General features: G+C 33.4%; 17 protein-coding genes and 1 riboswitch. Of the genes, 7 read left to right on the top strand and 10 right to left on the bottom strand.

All coding sequences use genetic code 11. From position 1 onward, the window contains the following. Positions 1-24 precede the first annotated feature (24 nt). The 9 genes from QWY92_RS14750 to QWY92_RS14710 form a co-directional block, all read right to left on the bottom strand. Positions 25-1,272 (bottom strand): sulfate adenylyltransferase subunit 1, encoded by a 1,248-nt coding sequence (locus QWY92_RS14750; RefSeq protein WP_290272594.1) that lies wholly within the window; start codon positions 1,270-1,272, stop codon positions 25-27. A 148-nt stretch (positions 1,273-1,420) separates the two neighbouring features. Further along, positions 1,421-2,326, bottom strand: a complete 906-nt coding sequence (gene cysD / locus QWY92_RS14745; RefSeq protein ID WP_290272592.1) for a sulfate adenylyltransferase subunit CysD — start codon at positions 2,324-2,326, stop codon at positions 1,421-1,423. Positions 2,327-2,389: 63 nt separating this feature from the next. Continuing rightward, positions 2,390-3,010: a phosphoadenosine phosphosulfate reductase domain-containing protein gene (locus tag QWY92_RS14740; RefSeq protein WP_290272590.1), complete on the bottom strand. Its 621-nt coding sequence runs from the start codon at positions 3,008-3,010 to the stop codon at positions 2,390-2,392. 16 nt (positions 3,011-3,026) lie between these two features. Continuing rightward, complete coding sequence (locus tag QWY92_RS14735) at positions 3,027-3,284, bottom strand: DUF2061 domain-containing protein (RefSeq protein ID WP_290272589.1); 258 nt, start codon at positions 3,282-3,284, stop codon at positions 3,027-3,029. A 169-nt stretch (positions 3,285-3,453) separates the two neighbouring features. Next, positions 3,454-3,867 carry an RrF2 family transcriptional regulator gene (locus QWY92_RS14730; protein ID WP_290272588.1) on the bottom strand — a complete coding sequence of 138 codons (414 nt, stop codon included), beginning with the start codon at positions 3,865-3,867 and terminating at the stop codon, positions 3,454-3,456. Positions 3,868-3,900: 33 nt separating this feature from the next. Continuing rightward, positions 3,901-4,890, bottom strand: coding sequence for a polysaccharide lyase family 7 protein (locus QWY92_RS14725; RefSeq protein ID WP_290272587.1), 990 nt, complete (start codon positions 4,888-4,890; stop codon positions 3,901-3,903). A 165-nt stretch (positions 4,891-5,055) separates the two neighbouring features. Next, on the bottom strand, positions 5,056-6,228 hold the full coding sequence (locus QWY92_RS14720; protein WP_290272586.1) for a trans-sulfuration enzyme family protein: 1,173 nt from the start codon (positions 6,226-6,228) through the stop codon (positions 5,056-5,058). Between the two features lie 232 nt (positions 6,229-6,460). Continuing rightward, entirely contained in the window at positions 6,461-9,859 is a 3,399-nt protein-coding gene (gene thrA / locus QWY92_RS14715; protein WP_290272585.1) for a bifunctional aspartate kinase/homoserine dehydrogenase I, read from the bottom strand. A 124-nt stretch (positions 9,860-9,983) separates the two neighbouring features. Then, entirely contained in the window at positions 9,984-11,258 is a 1,275-nt protein-coding gene (locus QWY92_RS14710; RefSeq protein WP_290272584.1) for an O-acetylhomoserine aminocarboxypropyltransferase/cysteine synthase family protein, read from the bottom strand. 128 nt (positions 11,259-11,386) lie between these two features. Beyond that, positions 11,387-11,511: riboswitch (SAM riboswitch) on the bottom strand. Between the two features lie 230 nt (positions 11,512-11,741). Here QWY92_RS14710 and QWY92_RS14705 point away from each other — a divergent pair. The 7 genes from QWY92_RS14705 to QWY92_RS14675 all read left to right on the top strand — a co-directional run bounded on the left by QWY92_RS14705 (position 11,742) and on the right by QWY92_RS14675 (position 22,158). After that, positions 11,742-12,053: a hypothetical protein gene (locus QWY92_RS14705; protein WP_290272583.1), complete on the top strand. Its 312-nt coding sequence runs from the start codon at positions 11,742-11,744 to the stop codon at positions 12,051-12,053. Between the two features lie 1,032 nt (positions 12,054-13,085). Next, positions 13,086-13,829, top strand: coding sequence for a glycerophosphodiester phosphodiesterase (locus tag QWY92_RS14700; RefSeq protein WP_290272582.1), 744 nt, complete (start codon positions 13,086-13,088; stop codon positions 13,827-13,829). 139 nt (positions 13,830-13,968) lie between these two features. After that, complete coding sequence (locus QWY92_RS14695) at positions 13,969-14,547, top strand: RNA polymerase sigma factor (protein WP_290272581.1); 579 nt, start codon at positions 13,969-13,971, stop codon at positions 14,545-14,547. 118 nt (positions 14,548-14,665) lie between these two features. Beyond that, positions 14,666-15,787 (top strand): FecR family protein, encoded by a 1,122-nt coding sequence (locus QWY92_RS14690; RefSeq protein WP_290272579.1) that lies wholly within the window; start codon positions 14,666-14,668, stop codon positions 15,785-15,787. Between the two features lie 238 nt (positions 15,788-16,025). Continuing rightward, positions 16,026-19,448 (top strand): SusC/RagA family TonB-linked outer membrane protein, encoded by a 3,423-nt coding sequence (locus QWY92_RS14685; RefSeq protein WP_290272577.1) that lies wholly within the window; start codon positions 16,026-16,028, stop codon positions 19,446-19,448. A 16-nt stretch (positions 19,449-19,464) separates the two neighbouring features. Continuing rightward, a complete protein-coding gene (locus tag QWY92_RS14680) occupies positions 19,465-20,943 on the top strand; it encodes a SusD/RagB family nutrient-binding outer membrane lipoprotein (protein ID WP_290272576.1) in 1,479 nt (492 codons plus the stop codon). 678 nt (positions 20,944-21,621) lie between these two features. Further along, positions 21,622-22,158, top strand: a complete 537-nt coding sequence (locus QWY92_RS14675) for a hypothetical protein (protein ID WP_290272575.1) — start codon at positions 21,622-21,624, stop codon at positions 22,156-22,158. An 86-nt stretch (positions 22,159-22,244) separates the two neighbouring features. Here the strand turns inward: QWY92_RS14675 and QWY92_RS14670 are convergent, their stop codons facing one another. After that, complete coding sequence (locus QWY92_RS14670; protein WP_290272574.1) at positions 22,245-23,792, bottom strand: hypothetical protein; 1,548 nt, start codon at positions 23,790-23,792, stop codon at positions 22,245-22,247. Between the last annotated feature and the right edge of the window lie 122 nt (positions 23,793-23,914).

Raw genomic sequence — 23,914 nt, 5'->3', positions numbered from 1 at the left:
TAGAAAAATATTTTTTATTATTTGTTACTGGATAAAACCAGCTCCAACCGTGTTATTTGATTGTGGATCAATTAAAATAAACGAACCGTTTGTTCTATGGTTTTTGAATTGATCAAAAAAGATAGGTTTGTTTAATTTAAATGAAACCGACGCAATATCATTAACACCTAATGATGTTGCTTCTTTATCTATTCCTGAATAATCAGGATTAATTTTGTGGTTAATTCTATCAACCTTCGCTAATACTTTATTAACACCGTGTTGTACAATGTATTTACCTCCAACCGTTAAATTATCAGAATCCATCCAACATACATTGGCTGTAAATTGTTTATCGATAGTAGGCAAATCGTTTTCTTTAACAATCATGTCTCCACGAGATACGTTAATATCGTTTTCTAAAGTAATTGTTACAGAAGAACGTCTAGAAGCGGTTTGGTACTTTTCGTCGTAGAAATAAATGTCTTTAATTTTAGATCTTGTTTTAGATGGTAAAACAATAATATCATCTCCAACGCTTAGTTCACCACCGTAAACTTTTCCTGCGTACCCTCTGAAATCGTGAAAATCTTCAGTTTTAGGACGAATTACATACTGCACAGGGAAACGTGGTGTACCTACATTGTAGATATCTTTTTTATCCAAATCTTCTAAGTGCTGTAATAAAGCATCACCTGTATACCAAGGCATTTTATCAGATTTGTTTACAACATTATCACCTTGTAATGCACTTACAGGAATGAATGTTATTTTTTGATCTTGGTAATCTCTTTTGCTCATTAATTCAGAAAAATCAGCCTTAATTTTATTATAAGTCTCTTCTGAATAATCAACTAAATCCATTTTATTAATAGCAACTACTACATCTTTAACTCTAAGCAAGTTGTTGATGAAAAAGTGACGATTAGTTTGCTCTATAACACCTTTACGTGCATCGATTAATATAATAGACGCTTGAGATGTTGATGCTCCAGTAACCATGTTACGTGTATATTCTACGTGGCCAGGAGTATCTGCTATAATGTAACTTTTCTTTTTAGTTGAAAAATAGATATGTGCTACATCAATAGTAATACCTTGTTCTCTCTCGGCCATTAAACCATCTGTCGCTAATGAAAAATCTAGGTAATCATACCCTAATTGTTCACTTTTGTCTTCTATCGCTTTTAACTTATCTGAAGTTAATGATTTTGTATCGTAAAGGATGCGACCGATTAAAGTACTTTTACCGTCGTCTACACTTCCTGCTGTTGCAATTTTTAATACTTCCATTCTTGTTGTTATTGGTTGTTGGTTTTTGGTTATTAGACTGCTCTAAATCTCCAATAAAACTTCAACAACATATTTTTTTTTAATAATTTTTGAACTTTTAAGTTTTGATTGGCTACCATTAACTAATAACCACCAACTATTAACCATTCTAAAAATACCCTTGTTGTTTACGTTTTTCCATAGCACCTTCAGATCGTTTATCATCGATTCTAGCGCCACGTTCAGAAATAGTAGAATCTCTAATTTCTTCTACAACTTTAGAAATTGAAACCGCATCTGAATATACCGCTGCAGTACAACTCATGTCTCCAACAGTTCTAAAACGAACCATTTTTTCTAATACTTCTTCACTTTCATCTCTATAAACAACATCGTCTTCTGCAGACCAAATCATGCCATCTCTTAAGAATACTTTACGTTTATGAGCAAAATATATTGATGGTATTTCAATGTTTTCTTGTTCTATATAAGACCAAACATCCAATTCTGTCCAGTTAGAAATAGGGAATACACGTACGTTTTGTCCGTGCTCAATATCACCATTCAACATATCGAATAACTCCGGACGTTGGTTTTTCTCATCCCATTGACCAAAATCGTCACGAACAGAAAAAATACGTTCTTTGGCTCTTGCTTTTTCTTCATCACGACGCGCACCACCAATACAAGCATCAAACTTAAATTCTTCGATAGCATCAAGAAGCGTAGTAGTTTGCAACATATTTCTACTTGCATAACGACCAGATTCCTCTTTCACTTTACCTTCATCAATAGAATCTTGAACGTTACGTACAATTAGCTCTAAACCTAATTCTTTACATAAACGATCTCTAAATTCAATAGTTTCAGGGAAATTGTGTCCCGTGTCTATATGCATTAAAGGAAAAGGAATTTTTGCTGGGTAAAAAGCTTTAACAGCCAATCTAACCAAAGTAATAGAATCTTTTCCTCCAGAAAATAACAACACAGGTTTTTCAAATTGCGCTGCCACTTCTCTCATAATGTATATAGCCTCGTTTTCTAACGAATTTATATTTGATGTGTCTTTATTCATAATCTTTATTATTGTTATTGGTTATTGGAAGTAAACACCAGTAACCATTTACTCTATTTTTTTTTAAGCGTGTAAACCACACTCTCTGTTTTCTAATGCTTTTGTTGGATCGAAATACTTAAACTCATTTGGCAAATTATTTTCTTCCAAATATTTATCTAATTTTTCATCGCTCCAAAAATAAAAGGGACTAACCTTTAAAACACCATCCTTGCTTAAACTAAAAATACCAATGCTATTTCTAAATGCTGTTTGTCCTTGGCGCAAGTTTGTAAACCAAACTGCAGGTTTATGCTCGTCCATAGCCCTTTTAAAAGGTTCTAACTTCACCTGTTCTGTAAACAAAGCATGCTTTGGGTCATCCACACTAGGAATTCCCATAACCACATCTCTATGAGACGATGTTTGTTTTGGCACATATAAGAACACGTTTAAATCTAAGTCTTTTATAACTTGTTCTGCATGCTTATATGTTTGTGGTGTATTGTAACCTGTATCACACCAAACTACTGCCGTTTTAGCTTTAACCGTATTTACAGCATGTAAAATAGCAGCCTCGTAAGGTCTAAAGTTTGTAGTTACAACTGCTTTAGTATTAAGTTCAAAAGCTTTCTGAATAATTTCAGCTGGTGTTGCTTTTTCAAAGCCTTTATTTAATTCTTCTATTTGATTTTCTGTTATCATCGTGCTTTACTATATATTATTTACCCCACTTAATAGAATTCCAAAGTCTTTCATGGAAAAAGTACAATACCATTTTCGTTAAAAAATCAACAGATGCTATCGAAGCTGCGATAGTCATTTCTCCTGTTAAAACATAAGAAACAATTAACGTATCTAACGTACCAATAAACCTCCAGCTTAATGCTTTTGCTACACTTCTAATTGGCTTTTCTCCTACCGCATCCTCTTTATATGTAGACTTTTCTTTACCTTTTAATAACATTTGCGCTATCATTTGACTTATTTTATATTAATCCTACCGTTTTAGTAGGAATTACAAATGTAAGACATTTATTTACATTACAAACAACTCATTAACATTTTTTTAGAATAATTAAATGTTTTTGAGTTTAAATGTAGAAAAGTCAAAATAATAGGCTTTAATTTTATGAAGTTATCAATAGTTACACACCAGACAAATCAGCTAATGTGTTATTCCGAAGCACTTTCAATGTATTATCGCGCACCATAATCATTAGTTTATGTACGCTACATTGGTGCTCGTCTGGACAGTCGTCGCATTTTTCGTAAAAATTTAAACTCACGCATGGCACCATAGCGATAGGCCCTTCTAAAACACGCATAACATCGGTCATTTTTATTTCAGAAGGTTCTTGGCGCAAATAATAACCACCGTGTTTTCCTTTTTTGGATCCTAGAATCCCTGCTTTTCTTAAAGTCAGCAAAATGCCTTCTAAAAATTTCTGCGGAATATTTTCACTCTTGGCAATAACACCAACTTGAACTGGTAATTCACCTTTATTTCTCGCAATGAAAGTAAGCGCCTTTAGTCCGTATTTTGTTTTTTTAGAAAGCATTTGCTAATATACTTATTTTAGAAATAGTTCGTATTATTTTGTGGAATGACTTTTCTCAAGCTCATAAAATGTGGCTTGCACATAATCATCAGCATCTCCAGTATTATTCTGATTGTAAACCCCTGCTTTAAAATACATATACTGTCCACCTTCATCGTAACCACTGTTCACCATATCAATAGTTTTTATAACATCAGCCTTACCTTCTCTAGAAATGGTAACCGTTAACGCATTACTGACCACTTTAATTTTATACGAAAACTTTTCACCTAAAGCAATACCATCTTCCGGGTTAGAGGCAGAACTACTTCTAGACCCAATTAAATCATACCATTGCTCTGCCCCATATCCTTCTCTCGGTTCATGGGCAAAGTAAATAGAACCTAAGGTATTATTTTTCAATTTTCTATAATAAATACGAATGGGTTCATCATCATTGGCGTGAATTTGCCCAACAATAACACGACCTATCTGACCGTCATTTCCTGTAGTGGTTACATAATTTACTGCAACTGTTGCGCTCATTTCACCATCAAAACCAGCAGCAGCACTAATATCGGCCGTTGGAGCTGAACCAAAAACCCAGTTGTTTTTATTAACGCCTTGGGTTTTTATACCGGTATTGGTGCCACGTAACATTTCGCGAAATTCGGTACGAGTATAACTTGTGCCTTCTGAAGTTTTAAAACCCGCTATCGGACATTTAAAAACCATACCACCATCGGTAGCGGTATAAAAAAACTTCGAATTCTCATAATTATTATTAAGCTGAGACACACTAATGTCGGTAGATGTGCCATCACCTTCATTAATGGGTATATTTAAATTCCATGTAGATAAATCAAAGTTTTCAGATGGTGCTAAATTAGCATCCAAACCTTTAGGCTCGTTATTTTCTTCCTCAGTGACTTCTTCTTTTGGTATTTCTTTTTCAACAACATCATCATCTCCTTTATCGTTAGACGAACAGTGAGATATTGTTATACATACTAAAAAAGCGAAAAATAGGTTTAATAATTTCATAGTTATTCATTAAAATAATTCAAATTCTAATTTTCTAAAGACCATACTTATATCATAATAGGTCCGAAAATCAATGCTATTGACTCAAAGTTCGTACCGAAAAATTCAAATAAATCGCACTTTCACTTTTATTAAACCAACACTAAAAACATCTTCATGATATCCCTATCCCAAAGCTTGCTCTATATCGGCAATAATATCATCAATATGTTCTAACCCTAAAGAGCAACGCACCATACCATCTGTAATACCCGCTGCAGCCTTTACCGATGCTTCAACTTTAGCATGCGTGGTACTTGCTGGGTGGGTTACAATAGTTCTGGTATCTCCTAAATTAGCAGATAACGAACACATTTTTATACTATCAAAAAAGGCCTTCCCGCCTGCTATACCGCCTTCAACTTCAAAAGCCACAATGCTTCCTCCCATTTTCATTTGCTTTTTAGCAATGTCATGTTTTGGATGCGATTTTAAAAACGGATATTTTACCCATGTCACTTTAGGATGTGCCTCTAAAAATGTAGCCAATTTTAAGGCATTTTCACAATGTCTTTCAACTCTAATGGCTAAAGTTTCTAAAGATTTAGACAACACCCAAGCATTAAACGGACTCATAGACGGCCCTGTTAATCTCGAAAATAAGTAAATTTCTCTAATTAATTCTTTTTTACCAACCGTTACGCCTCCTAGCACACGACCTTGACCATCCATTAATTTAGTAGCCGAATGAATTACCAAATCTGCACCAAATTTTATAGGTTGCTGTAAATACGGCGTTGCAAAGCAGTTATCTATAACAAGCAATAAATTATGCTTTTTACAAATAGCACTTAAAAACTCCAAATCCAACACATCAACACCAGGGTTTGTAGGCGTTTCAGCATAAATAAATTTCGTGTTTGGTTGTATTAAACTTTCTATAGTTTCAACTTCATTAATATTGAAATATGAACATTCAATATTCCATTTCGGAAAATACTTAGTAAACAAACCATGCGTAGCACCAAAAACAGAACTACAAGACACCACATGGTCTCCAGCATCCAACAACGTTGCAAATGTAGAAAACACAGCAGCCATACCACTTGCAAAAGCAAAACCAGCCTCTGCACCTTCCATTTTACAAACCTTATCTACAAATTCGTTTACATTAGGATTGCTATATCTACTATATAAATCACGTTGTTTCTCTTCGGCAAAAGACGCGCGCATCTCCTCAGAATCTTCAAACACAAATCCGGACGTTAAGTACAAAGGTACCGAATGCTCCGAAAATTGTGTGTTTTCACTCTGTGTGCGTATCGCTTCTGTTTCAAAATGTTTTTTGTTCTCGCTCATTGTATTTTCACTATTCAATAAAGGTAAAACCCTCAAAGATTTATTTTTAATATTTTTATTTGGGCATTCCCCTATCGGGTCGGGCTTTCCGCTGTATCTTTTTTGAGAAAAACAAAAAAGGATGCCGCATCAATCCCTAATGCACTTATCTGCTATGGTTTGTTTTAAACCAAAGCTTTTTTTTGTGTGCCAGATTTTAGATTTCCGCCTTCGCGGAAATGAAAAAACAAACCTAATTAATATGCTTAGACAATCGTAAAATATCACCAAACACACCACGCGCTGTAACCTCTGCTCCTGCTCCTGCACCTTGAATCACGATAGGTTGCTCACCATAACTCTCAGTAAATATTTCAAAAATAGCATCCGAACCTTTTATTTGTCCTAACGTACTATCATTTGGTATAGATACGAGCTTCACTTCCAAAACGCCTTTATCTTGAGATAAATCTCCCGATAAATCACCAATGTAACGCAATACATGCCCTGGCTCTTGCTTATCTTTTATAGCTTGGTATTGTTCATTTAAAACATCCAACTGTTCTAAAAACGATTCTACCGATATATTTTGATACGCTTCTGGAATTAAATTCTGTACAGAAACATCTTCAAACTCATTATACAAATCTAACTCTCTAGCTAAAATTAATAACTTTCTAGCCACATCATTTCCAGAGAAATCTTCTCTCGGATCAGGTTCTGTAAACCCTTTGTCGATAGTTTCCTGAATAATTTCACTAAACGGTTTATTTTCAACAGAAAAATTATTGAATAAATAGCTTAACGTTCCGGAGAACACCCCACGGATTCTGGTAATATTCTCACCAGATTCGTGCAATAATTTAATGGTATCAATTAACGGCAACCCTGCGCCAACCGTTGTTTCATATAAATATTGTTTCTTATTCTCTTTTAACTGAACACGTAAATCTTTATAAAACTCGTGCGAAATGGTGTTTGCTATTTTATTAGAAGATACCAAATCGAAACCAGCCTCAATTAAAGGCACATAGTTTTGATAGAAATTCGGACTTGCCGTATTATCCACAGCAATTAAATTTTCTAAATGATTTTCTTTAGCAAAAGCAATAATATCTTCAATAGAACTTGCTGTATCTACCGTTTTAATAGCCTCTTCCCAATTGGTTTCGACACCATTTTTACTTAAAAGTTGCTTTTTAGAATTCGCTATAGCAAATACATTTAAGTTAATGGCTTTACGTTTTTCAATATCGCTTCTCGATTTTAAAATCTGATTAATCAATGCCCCTCCAACACCTCCGTGTCCAAAAATGGCAATGTTTATCTTTTTAGAAATTCCAAAAATCTCACCATGAATTACATTCATCGCTTTATGCAATTGGTCTTTTTTAAGCACCAAACTTATATTTCTTCCGGTAACGGTATTGTTAAATAACAACGGCGTAATTTGGTTTTTTATAAGCGCATTAAATGGTTTATGGAACGAACTCAACTCGATACCAATAATAGAAATGACAGACACATCGTCTACCACATCAATTTTATTTACATCCTGAGAATAGAAATCATTTTCAAACTCACGTTCTAGAGCAATAACCGCTTGTGTGGCTTGGCTGGCGTTAATAATTAAACCAATACCACGTTCTGACGATCCTTGCGAAATAATACTCACACTAATATCGTGAATACTCAATGCTCTAAAAATTCGAGCATCTACTCCACTTTTTCCTAATAATCCACGACCTTCAAGGTTTAAAAGCGCCACATTATCCAAAACAGACAGCGATGTTACCTCTTTCGAGCTTGGTTTTGCTGTAATTAAAGTCCCTTCATCTTCAGGGTTAAACGTATTTAAAATACGTAAGTTGATATTTTTTTCAACTAAAGGAATTATGGTTTTAGCATGTAAAATGGTGGTTCCAAAGTTGGCCAACTCATTCGCTTCACTAAACGATAATTCTCTAATTTTTTGAGCATCGGCAACCAAATCTGGATTTGCAGTATAAATACCGTTTACGTGTGTATAATTTTGTAACTCTTCAGCATCTAAATAATTTGCAATTAAGGCCGCTGTATAATTACTTCCATTTCTACCTAAAGTAGTCGTTTCATCTTTTAAGTTGGACGCAATAAAACCGGTAATTACGTTTACAGCATCTTTATGCGCTTTAAAAAAGGCCGTTACATTATCTTTAGACACTTTGGCTATAGGAATAGCATTCCCAAAGTTTTCATCGGTTTTTATAAGTGTTCTAGAATCTACGGCATTTGACTTTATGTCTTTTTCATTCAGTAATTCCGAAACCATTTTAATGGCTAACAATTCGCCTTGTGCTAAAATGGTATCTTTAATTTTCCCACTAAAATCGCCTAGTAAACTTACCCCTTCAAATAATTTATCAAGCAGCGTAAATTCATCTGTAAAATCGATGGTTTTTAAAGGTTCCTTTTGGTAATTTTTAAAGGTTTCAAATTGTGCTTTATAGTCTATGCCTTTTGCTGCAAGGTTTAAAATAGCTTCTAATTCATCGGTAGCATTGCCACGCGCTGAAACCACAACCGAAATTTTATCACCATTATTTATTTTATTCTCAATAATGCTAATTACATTATTCAATCCTTCGCCATTGCCTAAAGATTTGCCTCCAAACTTTAATACTTTCATTCTTTTCTTTTTTGAATCTGGCACAAAAATGCCTTCTATAATTTTTTCTAACTGCTCGTATTCCATTAAAAACGCATCATGACCGTGTACCGAATGTATTTCGTTGTACGTAACATTCGGGTTGGTTAATGCTAATTGTTTGTGCGTTTCTCTATTTTCTTCTGCTGTGAAAAACAAATCGGAATCGACACCTACAATATGGATATTCGCTTTAATATTTTCTAAGACATTAAAGTCTTCTGGTCTGTTTTTGGTAACATCAATTGTTCTAAGCAACTGATTCATTAACTTATAAGCTGAAAGTTGAAAACGTTCTTGCAACTTCTTACCGTGATGCAACAACCAACTTTCTACATTAAATATCTCTAAATCTACATTTTTAGAACGATGAAAACGCTCTTTAAAAGATTCCGGAGTTCGGTAACATAACATGGCGTGCATTCGCGCATCGTGCACCGGATTTTTTGAATTGATTAAAAACTGTTCTTGAATCTGGCAATTTGCTATCAGCCAATCTGTCGATTTCCAATCGGTTGCGATAACCACCAAATTTTCGGTGAAATCGGGTTGTAAAACTGCCATTTCCCAAGCAATTCCACCACCTAAAGAACCACCAACGGCTGCAAAAAGTTTTCCGGTATTAAGTTCTTTTAATCCTAGTAAAAATATTTTTGCGACATCGCGTGCTATAAAATCTTTGTAATTTTCAACAACAAAGCCGTCGTAACTATTTCCAGGAATATTGAATGCTAAAACGCTGTATAGTTTTGTGTCGATTACTTTATCATCACCAACTAAATCTAACCACCAACCATTTTCGCCAGCCACATCACTGTTTCCGGTTAAGGCATGATTTATTAGCACAATAGGTGCGCTACCGAGTGGTTTTCCAAACACTTGATAACTTAAATTAAGTTCCGCATTAAGCACATCGCTTTCCGTGCGATAATTTTTAATGGTAATATGTTGCAATGGGTGCTTCAATTCTTTATGTTTTTAAAACCGACTAAGTTTTTATTTAACCAACACCATTTTTAAAATCGTGTCTGTTTATTTTGTTTCCTGAAAGATCGCAAAACCTTGCAGGATATTATTTCACTTTTACTAATTATATCGTTGCAAAAGCCGCTGTTAAATCTGCTTTTAAATCTTCGATATCTTCAAGACCAATAGATAAACGTACTAAATCACTAGATACTCCAGCAGATTCTTGTGCCGCTTCATCCAATTGTTGGTGCGTTGTACTTGCTGGATGAATAATTAAAGATTTGGTATCTCCAATATTAGCAAGTAATGAAAATAATTTGGTGTTATCGGCAATTTTCTTAGCCGCTTCAAAACCACCTTTATGCCCAAAAGTGACTAAACCACTTTGTCCTTTAGGCAAATATTTATCTGCTAAAGTTTTGTACTTACTGCTTTCTAAACCAGGATAGTTTACCCAAGCAATCTCCTCTTGAGATTCTAACCATTTAGCAATCTCTAATGCATTTGCACTGTGTTGTTTTATTCTTACTGGTAAAGTTTCTAAACCTTGAATAATTTGAAACGCATTAAACGGACTTAAAGCACCACCAAAATCACGTAAGCCTTCTAATATTAATTTAAAAACATAAGAAGCCGCACCTAAAGTTTCGTAGTATTTTAATCCGTGGTAACCTGCTGAAGGTTCCGTAAATTCTGGGAATTTTCCGTTGGCCCAATTAAACGTTCCACCGTCAACAATAGCACCTCCTAAAGAAGTTCCTTGTCCGCCAATATATTTAGTTAAAGAATGAATAACAATATCGGCTCCATGCTTTAAAGGATTTAATAATACTGGCGTAGCTACTGTATTATCAACAATAAAAGGCACTCCTGCCGCTTTAGAATGTACTGCAATAGCTTCAAGATCTAACACATCCAATTTCGGATTTCCTAAAGATTCTACAAAAAATGCTCTTGTATTATCTTGTACTGCTGTTTTAAAATTCTCTGGGTTAGAAGCATCTACAAACGTAGTTGTAATACCTAAACGAGGTAAAGTTACATTCAGTAAATTATACGTTCCGCCATATAAACTACTCGATGCCACAACATGGTCTCCTGCTTTTAAAAGTGTTAATAAACCGGTTGCAATTGCTGCCGTTCCCGATGCAAAAACAACAGCGCCAACACCACCTTCTACAGCCGCTAAACGATCTTGTAAAATTTGATTGGTTGGATTGTTTAAACGGGTATAAATAAAACCTAGTTCTTTTAATGAAAACAGGTTTGCTGCATGATCTGAATCGTTAAAAACATACGATGATGTTTGATAAATTGGCACGGCTTGCGTTCCGCCGTTTGCTTTTACGTCGTGTCCTGCGTGTAATGCGTTTGTTGATAATTTGTGATCGCTCATTTTTCTTATTTTTTAGTTAATTGGTTGCCGCTTTTGCGATTAAATAAAAAGTCAAATTCACTTTAAAAAAGTGTACTTAATAGAAAAATGTTATAAGAAGATTCAAAATTGCAGAAAGCAATTCTTGTTCGTTATCTATCCAAACACCGATAAATGAATCGGGTATTTAAGTAGAATTTAGCACCTTCATTACTAAGTGTAAAGGGTTGCTAAGGTTTCAGCGGGTCTATCCCTCCACCTTTCTTGATAACATTTCAGTAAGTTTATTGAACTTTGTGAATGCAAAGATTACTTTAGTATCACTAATATCCAAATTTTTAGTAGGAAATTTTGAAGTTTTCTGTTTATAAACACTTTATGTTAATTAATACCTTCTATTTTGTGAGTTAAAATTTATTAAATTTGAATCTTGCTTTCGGAGTGGCTTTTTCTGTTTGATTATAGGGAGGAGTTGTAACTCATTTACCAATCACACTCTGAAAAATGAAAGACACTTTAGAATATAAAATACTTAAACATTTAAAAGATAATGATAATGGAGAATATATTGATTTATCTGAATTTATTTCTGACTTAAAACTATTAAGAATAAAACTATCTTCATTATCGAAAAAACCTGAAAAATATATCACATTTAACGGTGGAACTGATATTCGTTTTGGAGATGGTAATAATTTTAAAAGAGAATGCACTCTTGCGAAAATTGAATTTAGCGGAATTAAACATCTGAACGAAATTGAAAACGGAAATAAAAGCATAACTAATAACGGTATTTTAATTCAATATTCTTTTTAGATAAAAGTCCCATAAAACAAAAAACTAATCCAGCACCTAATAACAATCCCGAAAAGAAATCTCTATTTAAAAGAATATATTCAGACCCATGGTTTTTTGGGATTTCATTACTAATAATAACGGCACTAGTAAATGCTGAAAGAATAAAAAAGTGGATTGATAAAATCATTGAAAATATTTAAAATTAATAATCGGAATAAAAACGGTGACAACACAGTATAAAAATGAATAAAAAACGGTAAGACAATCTCAAAGAACACTGCCATATTTTCCAACTCATTGGAGAAACCGCCGCATTTGAATTACAAAAAGCGCGATTTAATGAAAGTCCTATTAAAATAAACTATCACTAAACTTAACCATCTAACTCCACCGAAAAAATAAAAAAACAACATCTCCCTGTTAATAAATAGCTTGAACACTATATTTTATTTTTCAGGAGATACCGTCGCAACTTTGCCTGTTCATATTTTCTTCTGAAAATCCTGCTATTATAAAACACTTAAAGATATATCTTAAGTTTTATGATATTTAATTCAAATTAACAGCTGCCGTAATCTTAGAAATGCCTTATCTCTCCCCCCTGTTATAATAACAGAAATATAATTTTCACACCCTAAATTATCATTCGTAATCGACAACTTGCTTACCACTAAAAGTATGCATCAACGATTCTTCCTAAAAGGTCTTAACATTAAAAAAATGGCATATTCTATTATGATTATTTATCGCATCAAAATTCTTTACTTAAATTTTACAAATAAATAACAATACTGCTTTCTCATAAACAATTAGAAGATGTACATTCGAGACCTTAAACATGTACTCGAACCTAACGTTATGAATTAGATAATTGTATACACAATTTCAATATTAGCTACCCCCCTCATTAAATAAATTAATACAACCACTAAAAAAATTTAACACAAGCTCATGATCCATTTCTTAAAAATTACGCTTATTAGCTTTCTATGTACTCATATTTCAAACATTTCCTCAACAACTACCACCTTACAAAAAAACGATTATATAATGCCCGAAAGAGGTATTTGTGCCCACAGAGGAGCCAACAAATTATATCCTGAAAACACCATCTCGGCATTTGAAGAAGCAGTTCATTTAGGAGCCCATATGATTGAATTTGATGTTAGAATGACTATTGACAACAAACTAATTATCATGCACGACGCAACTGTAGATCGAACTACAAATGGTTCGGGCTTGGTAGAAAATCTAACATGGAATGAAATAAAAAAACTTGACGCAGGAACCTGGAAATCTAAAAAATTCAAAGGAGAAAGAGTCCCTTTACTGGAAGAAGTTCTTGATGTTTTTCCAAAAAACATCTGGTTAAACATTCATTTAAAAGGCGGTAAGAAATTAGGTACAGCTGTAGCCCAAATTATTTTAGACAAGGGTAGAACGCATCAATCAATTATAGCATGTAATACCGAAATCGCTAAAGGTGTTAAAAAATTGAATAATAATATTATGATTTGTAATATGGAGAGGTCCCATTCCAGGAATAACTATATTCAAACTACAATTCAAAATGAGTTTACAGCCCTGCAATTCTTGAAAAAGAGAGACAACACAAATATGCTAAAGGATATTGAACTACTAAAAGCTAATAAAATAAAAATCAACTATTTTTACAGTAACACCCCTAAAGAAGGCCTAGCACTACTCAACAAAGGGGTAGACTTCGTCTTAACCGATAACTTATCTGAAATGCTTGACGCCGCACAAACCATAGGAATTGAACCCTGTCATTAAAGCCTGAGTCTTACTAAAAACACCAATGGTTTATTCCCTCTATGATTTTGATAGTCCCCCATATGGTTAACAATTACCAAACTTTTCTCATCATTTTAACTGATATATGGGTAATTACCTCATCGCCCTCAAAAATTAAATGATACCAAAAAATCTTGAAAAAATATCAGACACAAGTCTTCTCATACTTGTAAAAGAAGGAAACGAATTAGCTTTTCGTCAGATATATAATAGATACTGGCATCCGCTTTACAATTACGCATTAAACATTCTAGAAGACAAAGGACTTACCGAAGATACCATACAAGAAGTTTTTATTAAAATTTGGACAAATAGAGAAACCACTCAAATAGAACGATTAAAAAATTACCTTTTTAATGCTGTTAGAAATAATGCACTTCTTAAAATAAGAGATAATAAATTTTCAGCCCTAAATGAACAAATTGTAAGCACATTGAGTTTAACACCCGAAGGCGAACAAAAGTTAAACCTAGAGGATTTAACTTTTCTTATAGAAGATGCTGCTTCACACCTACCCGAAAAAAGAAGAGTAATTTTTATAATGAGTAGGCTACAAAATTATTCTATAACTGAAATTGCTGACTTTTTTAATATTTCCCACCGAAGTGTAGAGAATCAATTATATCTAGCCTCGAAAGAACTTAGAAGTGTACTACGAAAGTCCTTAAATTTCTTAGTAATTTTTTGGAATATTTAGTTAAAAGTTAACAGCTTCTATATTTAATGTTACCAATAGGTTAATTCAACCTTTTTTCTGAATTTGAGACGTGAGTCCTCCCTACCTTTTTGTGTCTTGATAATATAAAAAGATAATTGTGACAAAAAAAGAATTCTTCAGTTTACTAGACAAACATGAAAAAGGTATTTGTTCCGAAAAAGAAAATGAACTTTTACTTTACTTCTGCAATAAAGCTCAAGGGAAAAATAAAATGAATCTCTGGAACTTATTGGAAAAAGAACAAACCAGAATTCGATTACTAAAGAACATCACTAATTCTTTAAAAATCAGCGAAACTAAAACTGTTAATGCTGAGAAAATATCTTGGAGATACCTTGGGGCCATTGCAGCAACATTTATTGGTTTAATTACCTTAGTCTATCTATTCCAAAAAAATGATAAGATACCAGGTAACACAATTACATTAGAGCTCCAAGATGGCACATTGAAAGTCTTAGATGAATCTGCAACAACTAAACTATTTGATAAACATGGTAACTTTCTTGGAAATCAAAAGAAAAAAGAACTTGCTTACTATTCTAGATACTCGACAACGAAACTGACTTACAACACACTAACAGTGCCTTATGGAAAAACCTTTAACCTCCTTTTGTCCGATAGCACTGGGGTACACCTCAATGCTGGTTCATCTTTAACATACCCCGTCAAATTTTTAAAAGGGCAAGAAAGAAAAATATTTCTTTCAGGCGAGGCTTATTTAAATGTAAAGAAAGATTCTCAGCGTCCATTTATAGTAAATGCTGACGAGCTAAACATTAGAGTTCTAGGCACTCAATTTAACATCAATGCCTACCCAGAAGATGATGTTGCAGAAGTTGTTCTAGTGGAAGGTTCTGTTAGTCTGTATCATGATGAAGAGAATTTTATAAAGCAAGGTACTTTACTTTCTCCGGGGCATAAAGCAAGTTTCAACAAAAAACATAAAACGGTTTCTAAAGAGAAGGTTTTAACCGACCAATATATTTCATGGATACGAAATGAACTTATTTTTAGAAAAATGACTTTCGAGAATATCTTAAAAAAATTAGAAAGGCACTATAATGTTAAAATCTCTAATAATAATTTAAAGCTATCTAAAGAAAAATTCAATGCCAATTTAGGTACCCAACCTGCCATAGAAGCAGTGCTTAAAGATTTAAAAACAACTTATAACATTAATTACACCATTAATGGCGATCAAATAACTATAACCGAATAAAAAACCTAATACCTATGAAATAAACAACTTATCTAAAATAAATCCTAAAAACACTCTAGTTTCAATACAAAAAAACTGAAAAAAAATCGAGAAATGCGTCAACATTCCCCGATTAGACTAAAGTGATTTTTCTAAAAGAATTACCACAATATAACACTATAAAAGTATGAAAAAACTACTTAATCTTACAAAAAAAAATTCCCCATTACAAAAGCAGACTTACAAAATGAAACTTTGTATGCTATTCTTTTTAGTTTCCTTTTTAAAAATTAACGCAAATGAAAACTTTTCATTACAAACCAAACTTACACTTAATTTTGATAGCATATCTGTAGCCAACCTCATTGACACTATTGAGAACTCCACAGATTTTCGTTTTGTATATAAAATCCAGGCAGTCGACTTAGAACGATCAATAGCTATAAATGTTGAAAATACATCTATTGATATTTTACTCGATTTGGTTTTCTCACAAACAAACACCAATTATAAAGTTATCAAAACTCGTATATTCCTTACCAGATCCGAATTAAAAAACAATGTAACAGGTAAAACCACAAATCAAAAATCAGATTTACAAAAATTAATACACGGAACTATTACCGATGAAAACAAGGTTCCATTACCCGGCGCTAGTATTGTTGAAAAAGGAACAACAAACGGCACAACCTCTGATTTTGATGGCAACTATTCAATTAAGACAACCAACAATAATAACGCACTTATCATCTCCTATATTGGTTACACAACTAAAGAGATTATAGTTGGTAAAAGAACAGAAATCAATATACAGCTTGAACCCGGTGCCATGGAACTATCCAGTGTTGTGATAACAGCCCTTGGTATTAAACGAGAAGAAAAATCGCTAGGGTATGCGGCACAGACAATGAATGAAAAATCTGTAAAGGATGCCAAGACCAACAACTGGGCAAATGCTCTTTCTGGAAAAGTTGCCGGTCTAAATATTCAAGGAGCTGGGGCGGGTCCTATGGGATCTACTCGTATAACCCTTCGTGGAGAATCTTCCTTAAATTTAGAAAACAATCAAGCTCTAATAGTTGTTGATGGTGTCCCTATCAGTAGTAAAATTACAGGCACAGGTTTTTCATCTTACCTATCTTCTGATAGCCCTGTAGACTATGGCTCAACCTTGTCTGATATTAACCCGGACGACATTGAAGAATTAACCGTCTTAAAGGGGCCAGGAGCTACAGCATTATATGGTAGTAGAGCTGGTAATGGAGCTATAATTATTACCACCAAATCGGGTTCAAAACAAAAAAATGGTATTGGTATTACTATAAATTCTAATTTTAATACTGAAGCGGTTAACCGCTATCCCGACTATCAATTTGAATATGGTGAAGGACGCACTTCTGAATATTATTCATATTTAGATAGTCCAGATGGTTTAAACACCAGCACTAATGTGGGAGCAGGCCGCGCATGGGGGCCAAAGTTTTCAGGGCAATCCTACTTTCAATATAATCCCAATTCCCTCGACGGTGAACCTACAGAACGAACCCTATGGAAACCCTACGATAATTATGTTTCTGGATTCTTTAGAACGGGAACAACTACCTCTAACAGTATTTCCTTGGAAGGAGGAGGAGACAACGGATCTGCAAGGTTTTCAGTGACACATTTAAAGAACAAATGGATTATTCCTAATACCGGCTTTGAACGCATTAACGCTTCTCTGTCTGTTAACCAGAATATTTCAAACAAATTAAAAATTAGTGGTAAAGCTAACTACACAAATAAAACTAGCGACAATCTTCCAGTTGCCGGTTACAATAATCAATCTCTAATGTACTTTTTAATTCTTGGAACGGCCCCTAGTATAAACCCCGAATGGTTTAAGCCTTATTGGCAGCCCGGGCTAGAAGATGTTGAACAAAAAAAACCTTTTAACCCAGGGCCAGATAATCCATATTTAGGCATGTACGAAATGTTAAACACAATAGATAAACATGGAGTTATAGCTAATATTTCATTAGATTATGAGTTTTCCAAGAACTTGAACCTTAAAGTGCGTTCTGGTCTTGACATGGCGTATGAGTTTCGAACCCAACAAAGACCATTTAGTATGACTAAATTCCCTACTGGATCTTATCGCGAACAGGATGTTTTTAGTTATGAATCTAATACCGACTTTCTATTAACTTACACAGGAAATCTAAGTAATAAAATTGGTTTTACAGTATCTGGAGGAGGTAATGCTATGCGACAAAACTATAATTTTACTGGTAAATACGCAGATCAATTAGCGCAACCTGGTATTTATCAAATTTCTAATAGTTTAGATCAGGCTGTATTAGATCCTGTACAAACAGAAAAAGCCACGAATAGCCTTTATGCAATCTCACAACTTTCATTTTTAGACGACCGTATTTTTTTAGATCTTACTGGGCGCAATGATTGGTCAAGTACTTTACCCTTAAAAAACAATTCATTTTTCTATCCATCGGTAAGCACTAGTTTTATAGTTAGTGATTTAATAACACTTCCTCAAGCCGTCTCTTTTGCAAAACTTCGCCTATCTTGGGCACAAGTAGGTAATGATACCCGTCCTTATCAAACCGAAAAATATTATAACAGAGTTTTAAGTAACAGTTTCACAAACCCTAGTACCCTTTTCAATAACGAATTAAAACCTGAAATTACAACAAGTTATGAGATAGGAGTCGATTTACGATTATTAAATAATCGATTAGGGCTAGATGCAACCTATTACACCAATGATAGTCGTAACCAAATTTTAGCTACTCCCCTAGATCCGGTATCGGGTTATTCTAACGCATTAATTAATGCGGGTTTAATTAATAGCCAAGGGGTAGAACTTAAATTAACAGCCAAACCTATTAATAATGAAAATTTCAAATGGAATACAACTTTAATATGGTCAACAAATCGTAGCTATGTTAAAGAGCTTTCAGATGGAATTGAAACTCAAGTAATATATGCACGTGGCAGTAACGTGTCCATAGAAGCTCGGGTAGGTGGGCTTATGGGAGATCTATACGGCAGAGGCTTCCAGCGCTCTCCCGATGGGCAGATTATTTACTCATCTGCTGGCCTTCCTGCTGCATTAGATCCAAAAGCAAAGAAATTAGGTAATGCTTTTCCAGATTGGAAAGGTAGCATCATGAATGAAATTTCATTTGGTCAATTCAAATTCAGCATGCTTTTAGATGGTCAAACGGGTGGAAGTATCTATTCTCACACCAACCATAAGAGTAACACCTTAGGAAAAACAAAAGTCACCTTACCTGGCCGCGAAACAGGTATTATAGGAGACGGAGTAGTACTGCAAGCGGATGGCTCGTATACGCCTAACACCGTAAACATTGCTGCAGATTCTTATTACAATAATTATTACAAGAGTAGTAATGCCGAAACAAACATTTTTAGCACTGATTTTCTTAAAATCCGTGAAGTTAGACTAGAATATAGACTCCCTAAACATTTCCTCGATAAACTTCAATTACAAGGAGCTAGTATCGCATTATTCGGAAGGGAGCTGTTCAACTTCACAAAGTTTCCTGCTTTCGATCCAGAAGGTGGAAATCTAAATAATGGCACATTAACTCCAGGGGTAGAATTAGCTCAGTTTCCCTCCACACGTTCTATCGGAACTAATCTCACTTTAAAATTTTAATTTTATCTAAATCAACATGTTCAAAAACCTTATAAATACCGTACTAATCTTCACCATTTTATTGACTAGTTGTTCTAAAGATTTTGAAGAAATAAATACCGATCCCAACAGACCCGAAGAAATCACCCCTGGAGTATTACTAGGGCAGTTGCAGTACCGCATGGTAAATTCAGCAATTCAATCATCTAGATCGTTTACTCATGAATTAATGCAAATAGATGTACCAAGAGAAAGTTCTAGTGGTGGTGGTCAACACCGTTACTTTATAACCCCAGGAGAAGGCGTTTGGAATTCTTTTTATAGTTATCTTACAGATATTAAAGATTTACAAACAATTTCAGAAGAATTAGGTGAGGATAACTATAAAGGCATTGCCTTAGTCTATAAATCATGGGCTTTTTCCATCTTAACAGATTTATATGGAGATATACCTTATTTTGAAGCAACTTCTGCAAGTGATGGTGTTTTTCAACCTAAATTCGACAAACAAGAAGATATTTATGTACAACTATTGCGTGATTTGGAAACCGCAAATTCTTTATTTGACGATTCTAAACCACTCACTTATGGTGGAGATTTAGTTTACAACGCAAACGAATTAGCAAGCGATAGCAACCTAGGTATAACCAAATGGAAGAAATTCGCTAACTCTCTACGATTAAGACTTTTACTTAGAATTTCTAAACGTGATAGCGAAATGGATATAACGTCTCAAATTAATGTTATTTTGAGTAACCCGGAAACTTACCCTGTTTTTACTAGTATTGATGATAATGCCATTTTTAATTATACGGGTTCATTTCCATACTTTAATCCTTATTACAATGCACGTACAGTAGATTGGAGAGAAAACGTTTGTTTTGCAAAATTTTTTATCGATGGACTTAATAACTCCGAAGACCCTAGACTCCATAAATGGGCTACCACAGTTGAACAAAATAACCAAGATATTTACAGGGGAGCTGAAAGCGGTTACTCTGTAACCACCCAACATGTTGTGGGACAAAACTCTAGTTACCACGATAACCTTAAAACATTTCCTCAACTTGGGATTATGATGACCTATGCTGAAGTAGAATTCATTAAAGCCGAACTTGCATTAAAAAATTTCACAACTGGATTTCAAGCAAAAGACCATTATGAATCAGGTATAAAGGCCTCTATGTCGCAATGGGGAGCTTCTATGTCCATGGATTTTTTAGAACAACAAAATATTAAATATGATACTTCAGGTACAACTGAAGGCCAGATGTCACAAATTATGTTACAAAAATACTACGCCTATTTTTTTGTAGATTTTCAATCTTGGTTTGAAAAACGTAGAACTGGTTACCCTACACTCCCTAGAGGAGAAGGTATACCTTCAGAAAACAACTTCCCTTCTAGAATCCCCTACCCTACTTATTTACAGTCCTTAAATCCTGATAATTTAGAGACTGCCGTAAATAATATGGGTGGAGATAACAGCGATATTAAGGTCTGGTGGGATAAATAACCAACAAGAATTTAATTAAAGGCTCTTGATTTTTTCAAGAGCCTTATTTTATTGAAAAGAAGATAAATTTAATTATATATAAGTATATCGGTATAGGTATCGACATAGAACATATATTTAACACCTCATACAAGTTTATGTATATAACTAATTATAAAAATGAAAAAGAATTTTATATTATTTAGAACTACTGTAGTGCTTAGCGTTCTTTTTAATTTCAAATAATGTGCTTAATAATTCGCAAGATAGGATAATCACCAAAATAGAAATCTTATAATCCAATTTTATACATAGCGTTAATATTTTTCAATTATTTAAATAAAAACTAATGAACTCAACATAGAAAATTCAAAAAAAAAAAAAAAAAACACAGTAATACACCTCCCTTTATTCAACAATATAGTACAGGTCAAAAAATATTCAAACCAACACCAATTTCATCAACATTATTTATAACTACACCAGTTGAAGCCCTATAATCAAGCGTAGCAATATATATAAAATGTATGATTTTTGTAAATAGAAATATACTGCTTTTTCATAAAAAATAATAACTTCGTTTTTGGTCTGATTATCAACTACTATTTCGAGATATCGTTATAAACGAAGAGCGCATACTAAAAGCTTTAAGTAAATAAGAGAAACTAACAACAATCTCCCCCTTCAGTAAAACAAAATATGAAAAACGCCTTACTAACATTTTTGCTTTTATGCCCTATATTTTTATGGGCTGATGCATGGGATAATTTGACCTTGCAGCAAGCTGAGCAAGTTTGTGAATTTTTAAATACAGATCCCTATATTTTAGACTACTGCGATTGTTGTGACTATGAAGGTGAATATGCCACAAAAGTTTACTTAATGAAAGTAAAGTCGACAAAAATTATTACTTGTGATTGGAACCCAGAATACTATAGCGTAATAGCAGACATGCATGTTTTGGCAGAAATTCCATATATAAAAGAAGGCCCAGATATTAATTCGGCCTTTCGATACAAATCAAAAGAAGAACTTCTAATAACCATGAATTACACATGGATATATAACAAACATGAAGTCAAGGCAGCTCCGATATACACCATTATCCCCTATGATATTTACGGAGAAAACAACGCCAATTCGGGATACTGTAAAGCGTTTATAAATTTCCCAAGTCCGAAATCTATAAAGAATAGAAAATATAAAAAATGGTATAATAAACGATTTCAAATTTAAGGAACACGTTAGATAACATTATACATATTAAATACAATGTTTTAAACTAGTTAACCTCAAGAGCTAATCGTTTTTTCTACCTCCAATTATTTTGCTCGCATATCGTGAAATTTGTTTCGGATCACTAACCCAATTGGGCGGTTTTGAATTTTAGATTCGAGCCATGAAATAATATCGAGGTATAGGAATGCGCGACTTTGATACGGATCGTTTTCGTACTCTTTTAGTTTCTTATGTAATTTAATAAATTCGTTCTTTACTTCGTGCGGATAAATATCTCCTAAACCACGTAAGAATTTTATAAATTCACGTTGCACTTCGTACAAATCTTCCATTTTAATTAAAAACTTATAGGTCGATTTAATAAGCACATCAAGATTATAATCTAAACCGGCTTCGTAATGCGCAACTAGATTTAAAATTCTTGAAAAACAAAGTAAATCTTCACGCATCTGTAACGACTTGTTACTTATAATTTTATCTAAAAACTGAATGCATTTTTTGTTTTCGCCAGCGCCAAAATACATACTTGCCATTTTGTAATAAAACACCATAACATGATGTTCATCTATACGGTTTCTATAACTTTTTAGCTCTAACAAAACGGTATCTACTAGCGGTAAGCCTTCTTCAAAGCTACCTTCTATAAAATGCAAATTGAATTTGTTATTGTATTTAAACAGAAAAGCTAGTCCGTCGAGATTGTCATCTTTTGGAAACCATTTTTCGTTAATTACAATTTCAAACTTAATAAGGCTTTCTTTGAATTTATTGTATTTCCCAAGAAAATACAGCGATTCTAATAAATAATTATTTCCTCTTAAAAAAAACACTGGATTTAAGGCAATCATGTCTTCTTTTTCATAAAATAAATCCACCCATTTAGATGAATATTTATAACAAGATAAAAAATCGACAGTTAAAAAACTATACCACAAATACGACTTGTAAAGCCACAGTTTTTCACGAAATCCTAATTGGTTGATATCGTATTTCGGGAGTCTATCGTTAAAGTATTTGGTAACTTGCTTATAATCTTCATCGTTTTTAATGTAACCTATTTTTAAAAACAGTCCATATAATTGCAATGATAAATTAGATAATTTACTAGCTAAAACATTATGTAAACTGAGCTCTTTAGCCTGAATAGTTAACTCATCGGCTCGATTACTTAAACTTCGAGTTATGTATTGCGATTCTATTAATTTTTCGAGCTCCACAACCTCATAAGCTACATTTTTTTCTTCGTTTACAATGGCTAAACTTTTAGCTTTTTCTAGAATTTTAAGACTTTGTTTGTAAAGTCCTTTATGGTATAAAATAGTTGCGAAATCTAGTTGTTCGCGAATTTGCAAACGAATATCCTTATGAGACGGGTTTAAACGTAAACTAATTAAAATTTGCTTGTAAAGATGTGCTTTTAGGTTAGAAAGCTGTTGTTTTTTAACAATCCCCTTTTTTAATATGGTAGCTTCGTCGTAAACTGATAATTTTTCTAAAATATTAAACAGCATTAAAAATTTAGAATCTTCATTCACCCCCAATCTCCCCACATAAAGCTTAAATTGCCGCTTTTCGGATTTAGAAAGTGATTTTACCAGTACAAACAAATTATCTTTTTGTTCTTTCGTCATAGTTACAAAGTATCTATTAAAGTGCTAATTACCAATACATTAAGACTGATGTTCTTGTTTTAAACATCGTAATAATAACTTTATGTATTCTCATATTATTAAACCAAAATATAACTTCGTAG

The organism is Algibacter miyuki (assembly GCF_030409805.1).
GTDB lineage: Bacteria > Bacteroidota > Bacteroidia > Flavobacteriales > Flavobacteriaceae > Algibacter > Algibacter miyuki.
This window is presented reverse-complemented; position numbering and strand designations above follow the sequence as displayed.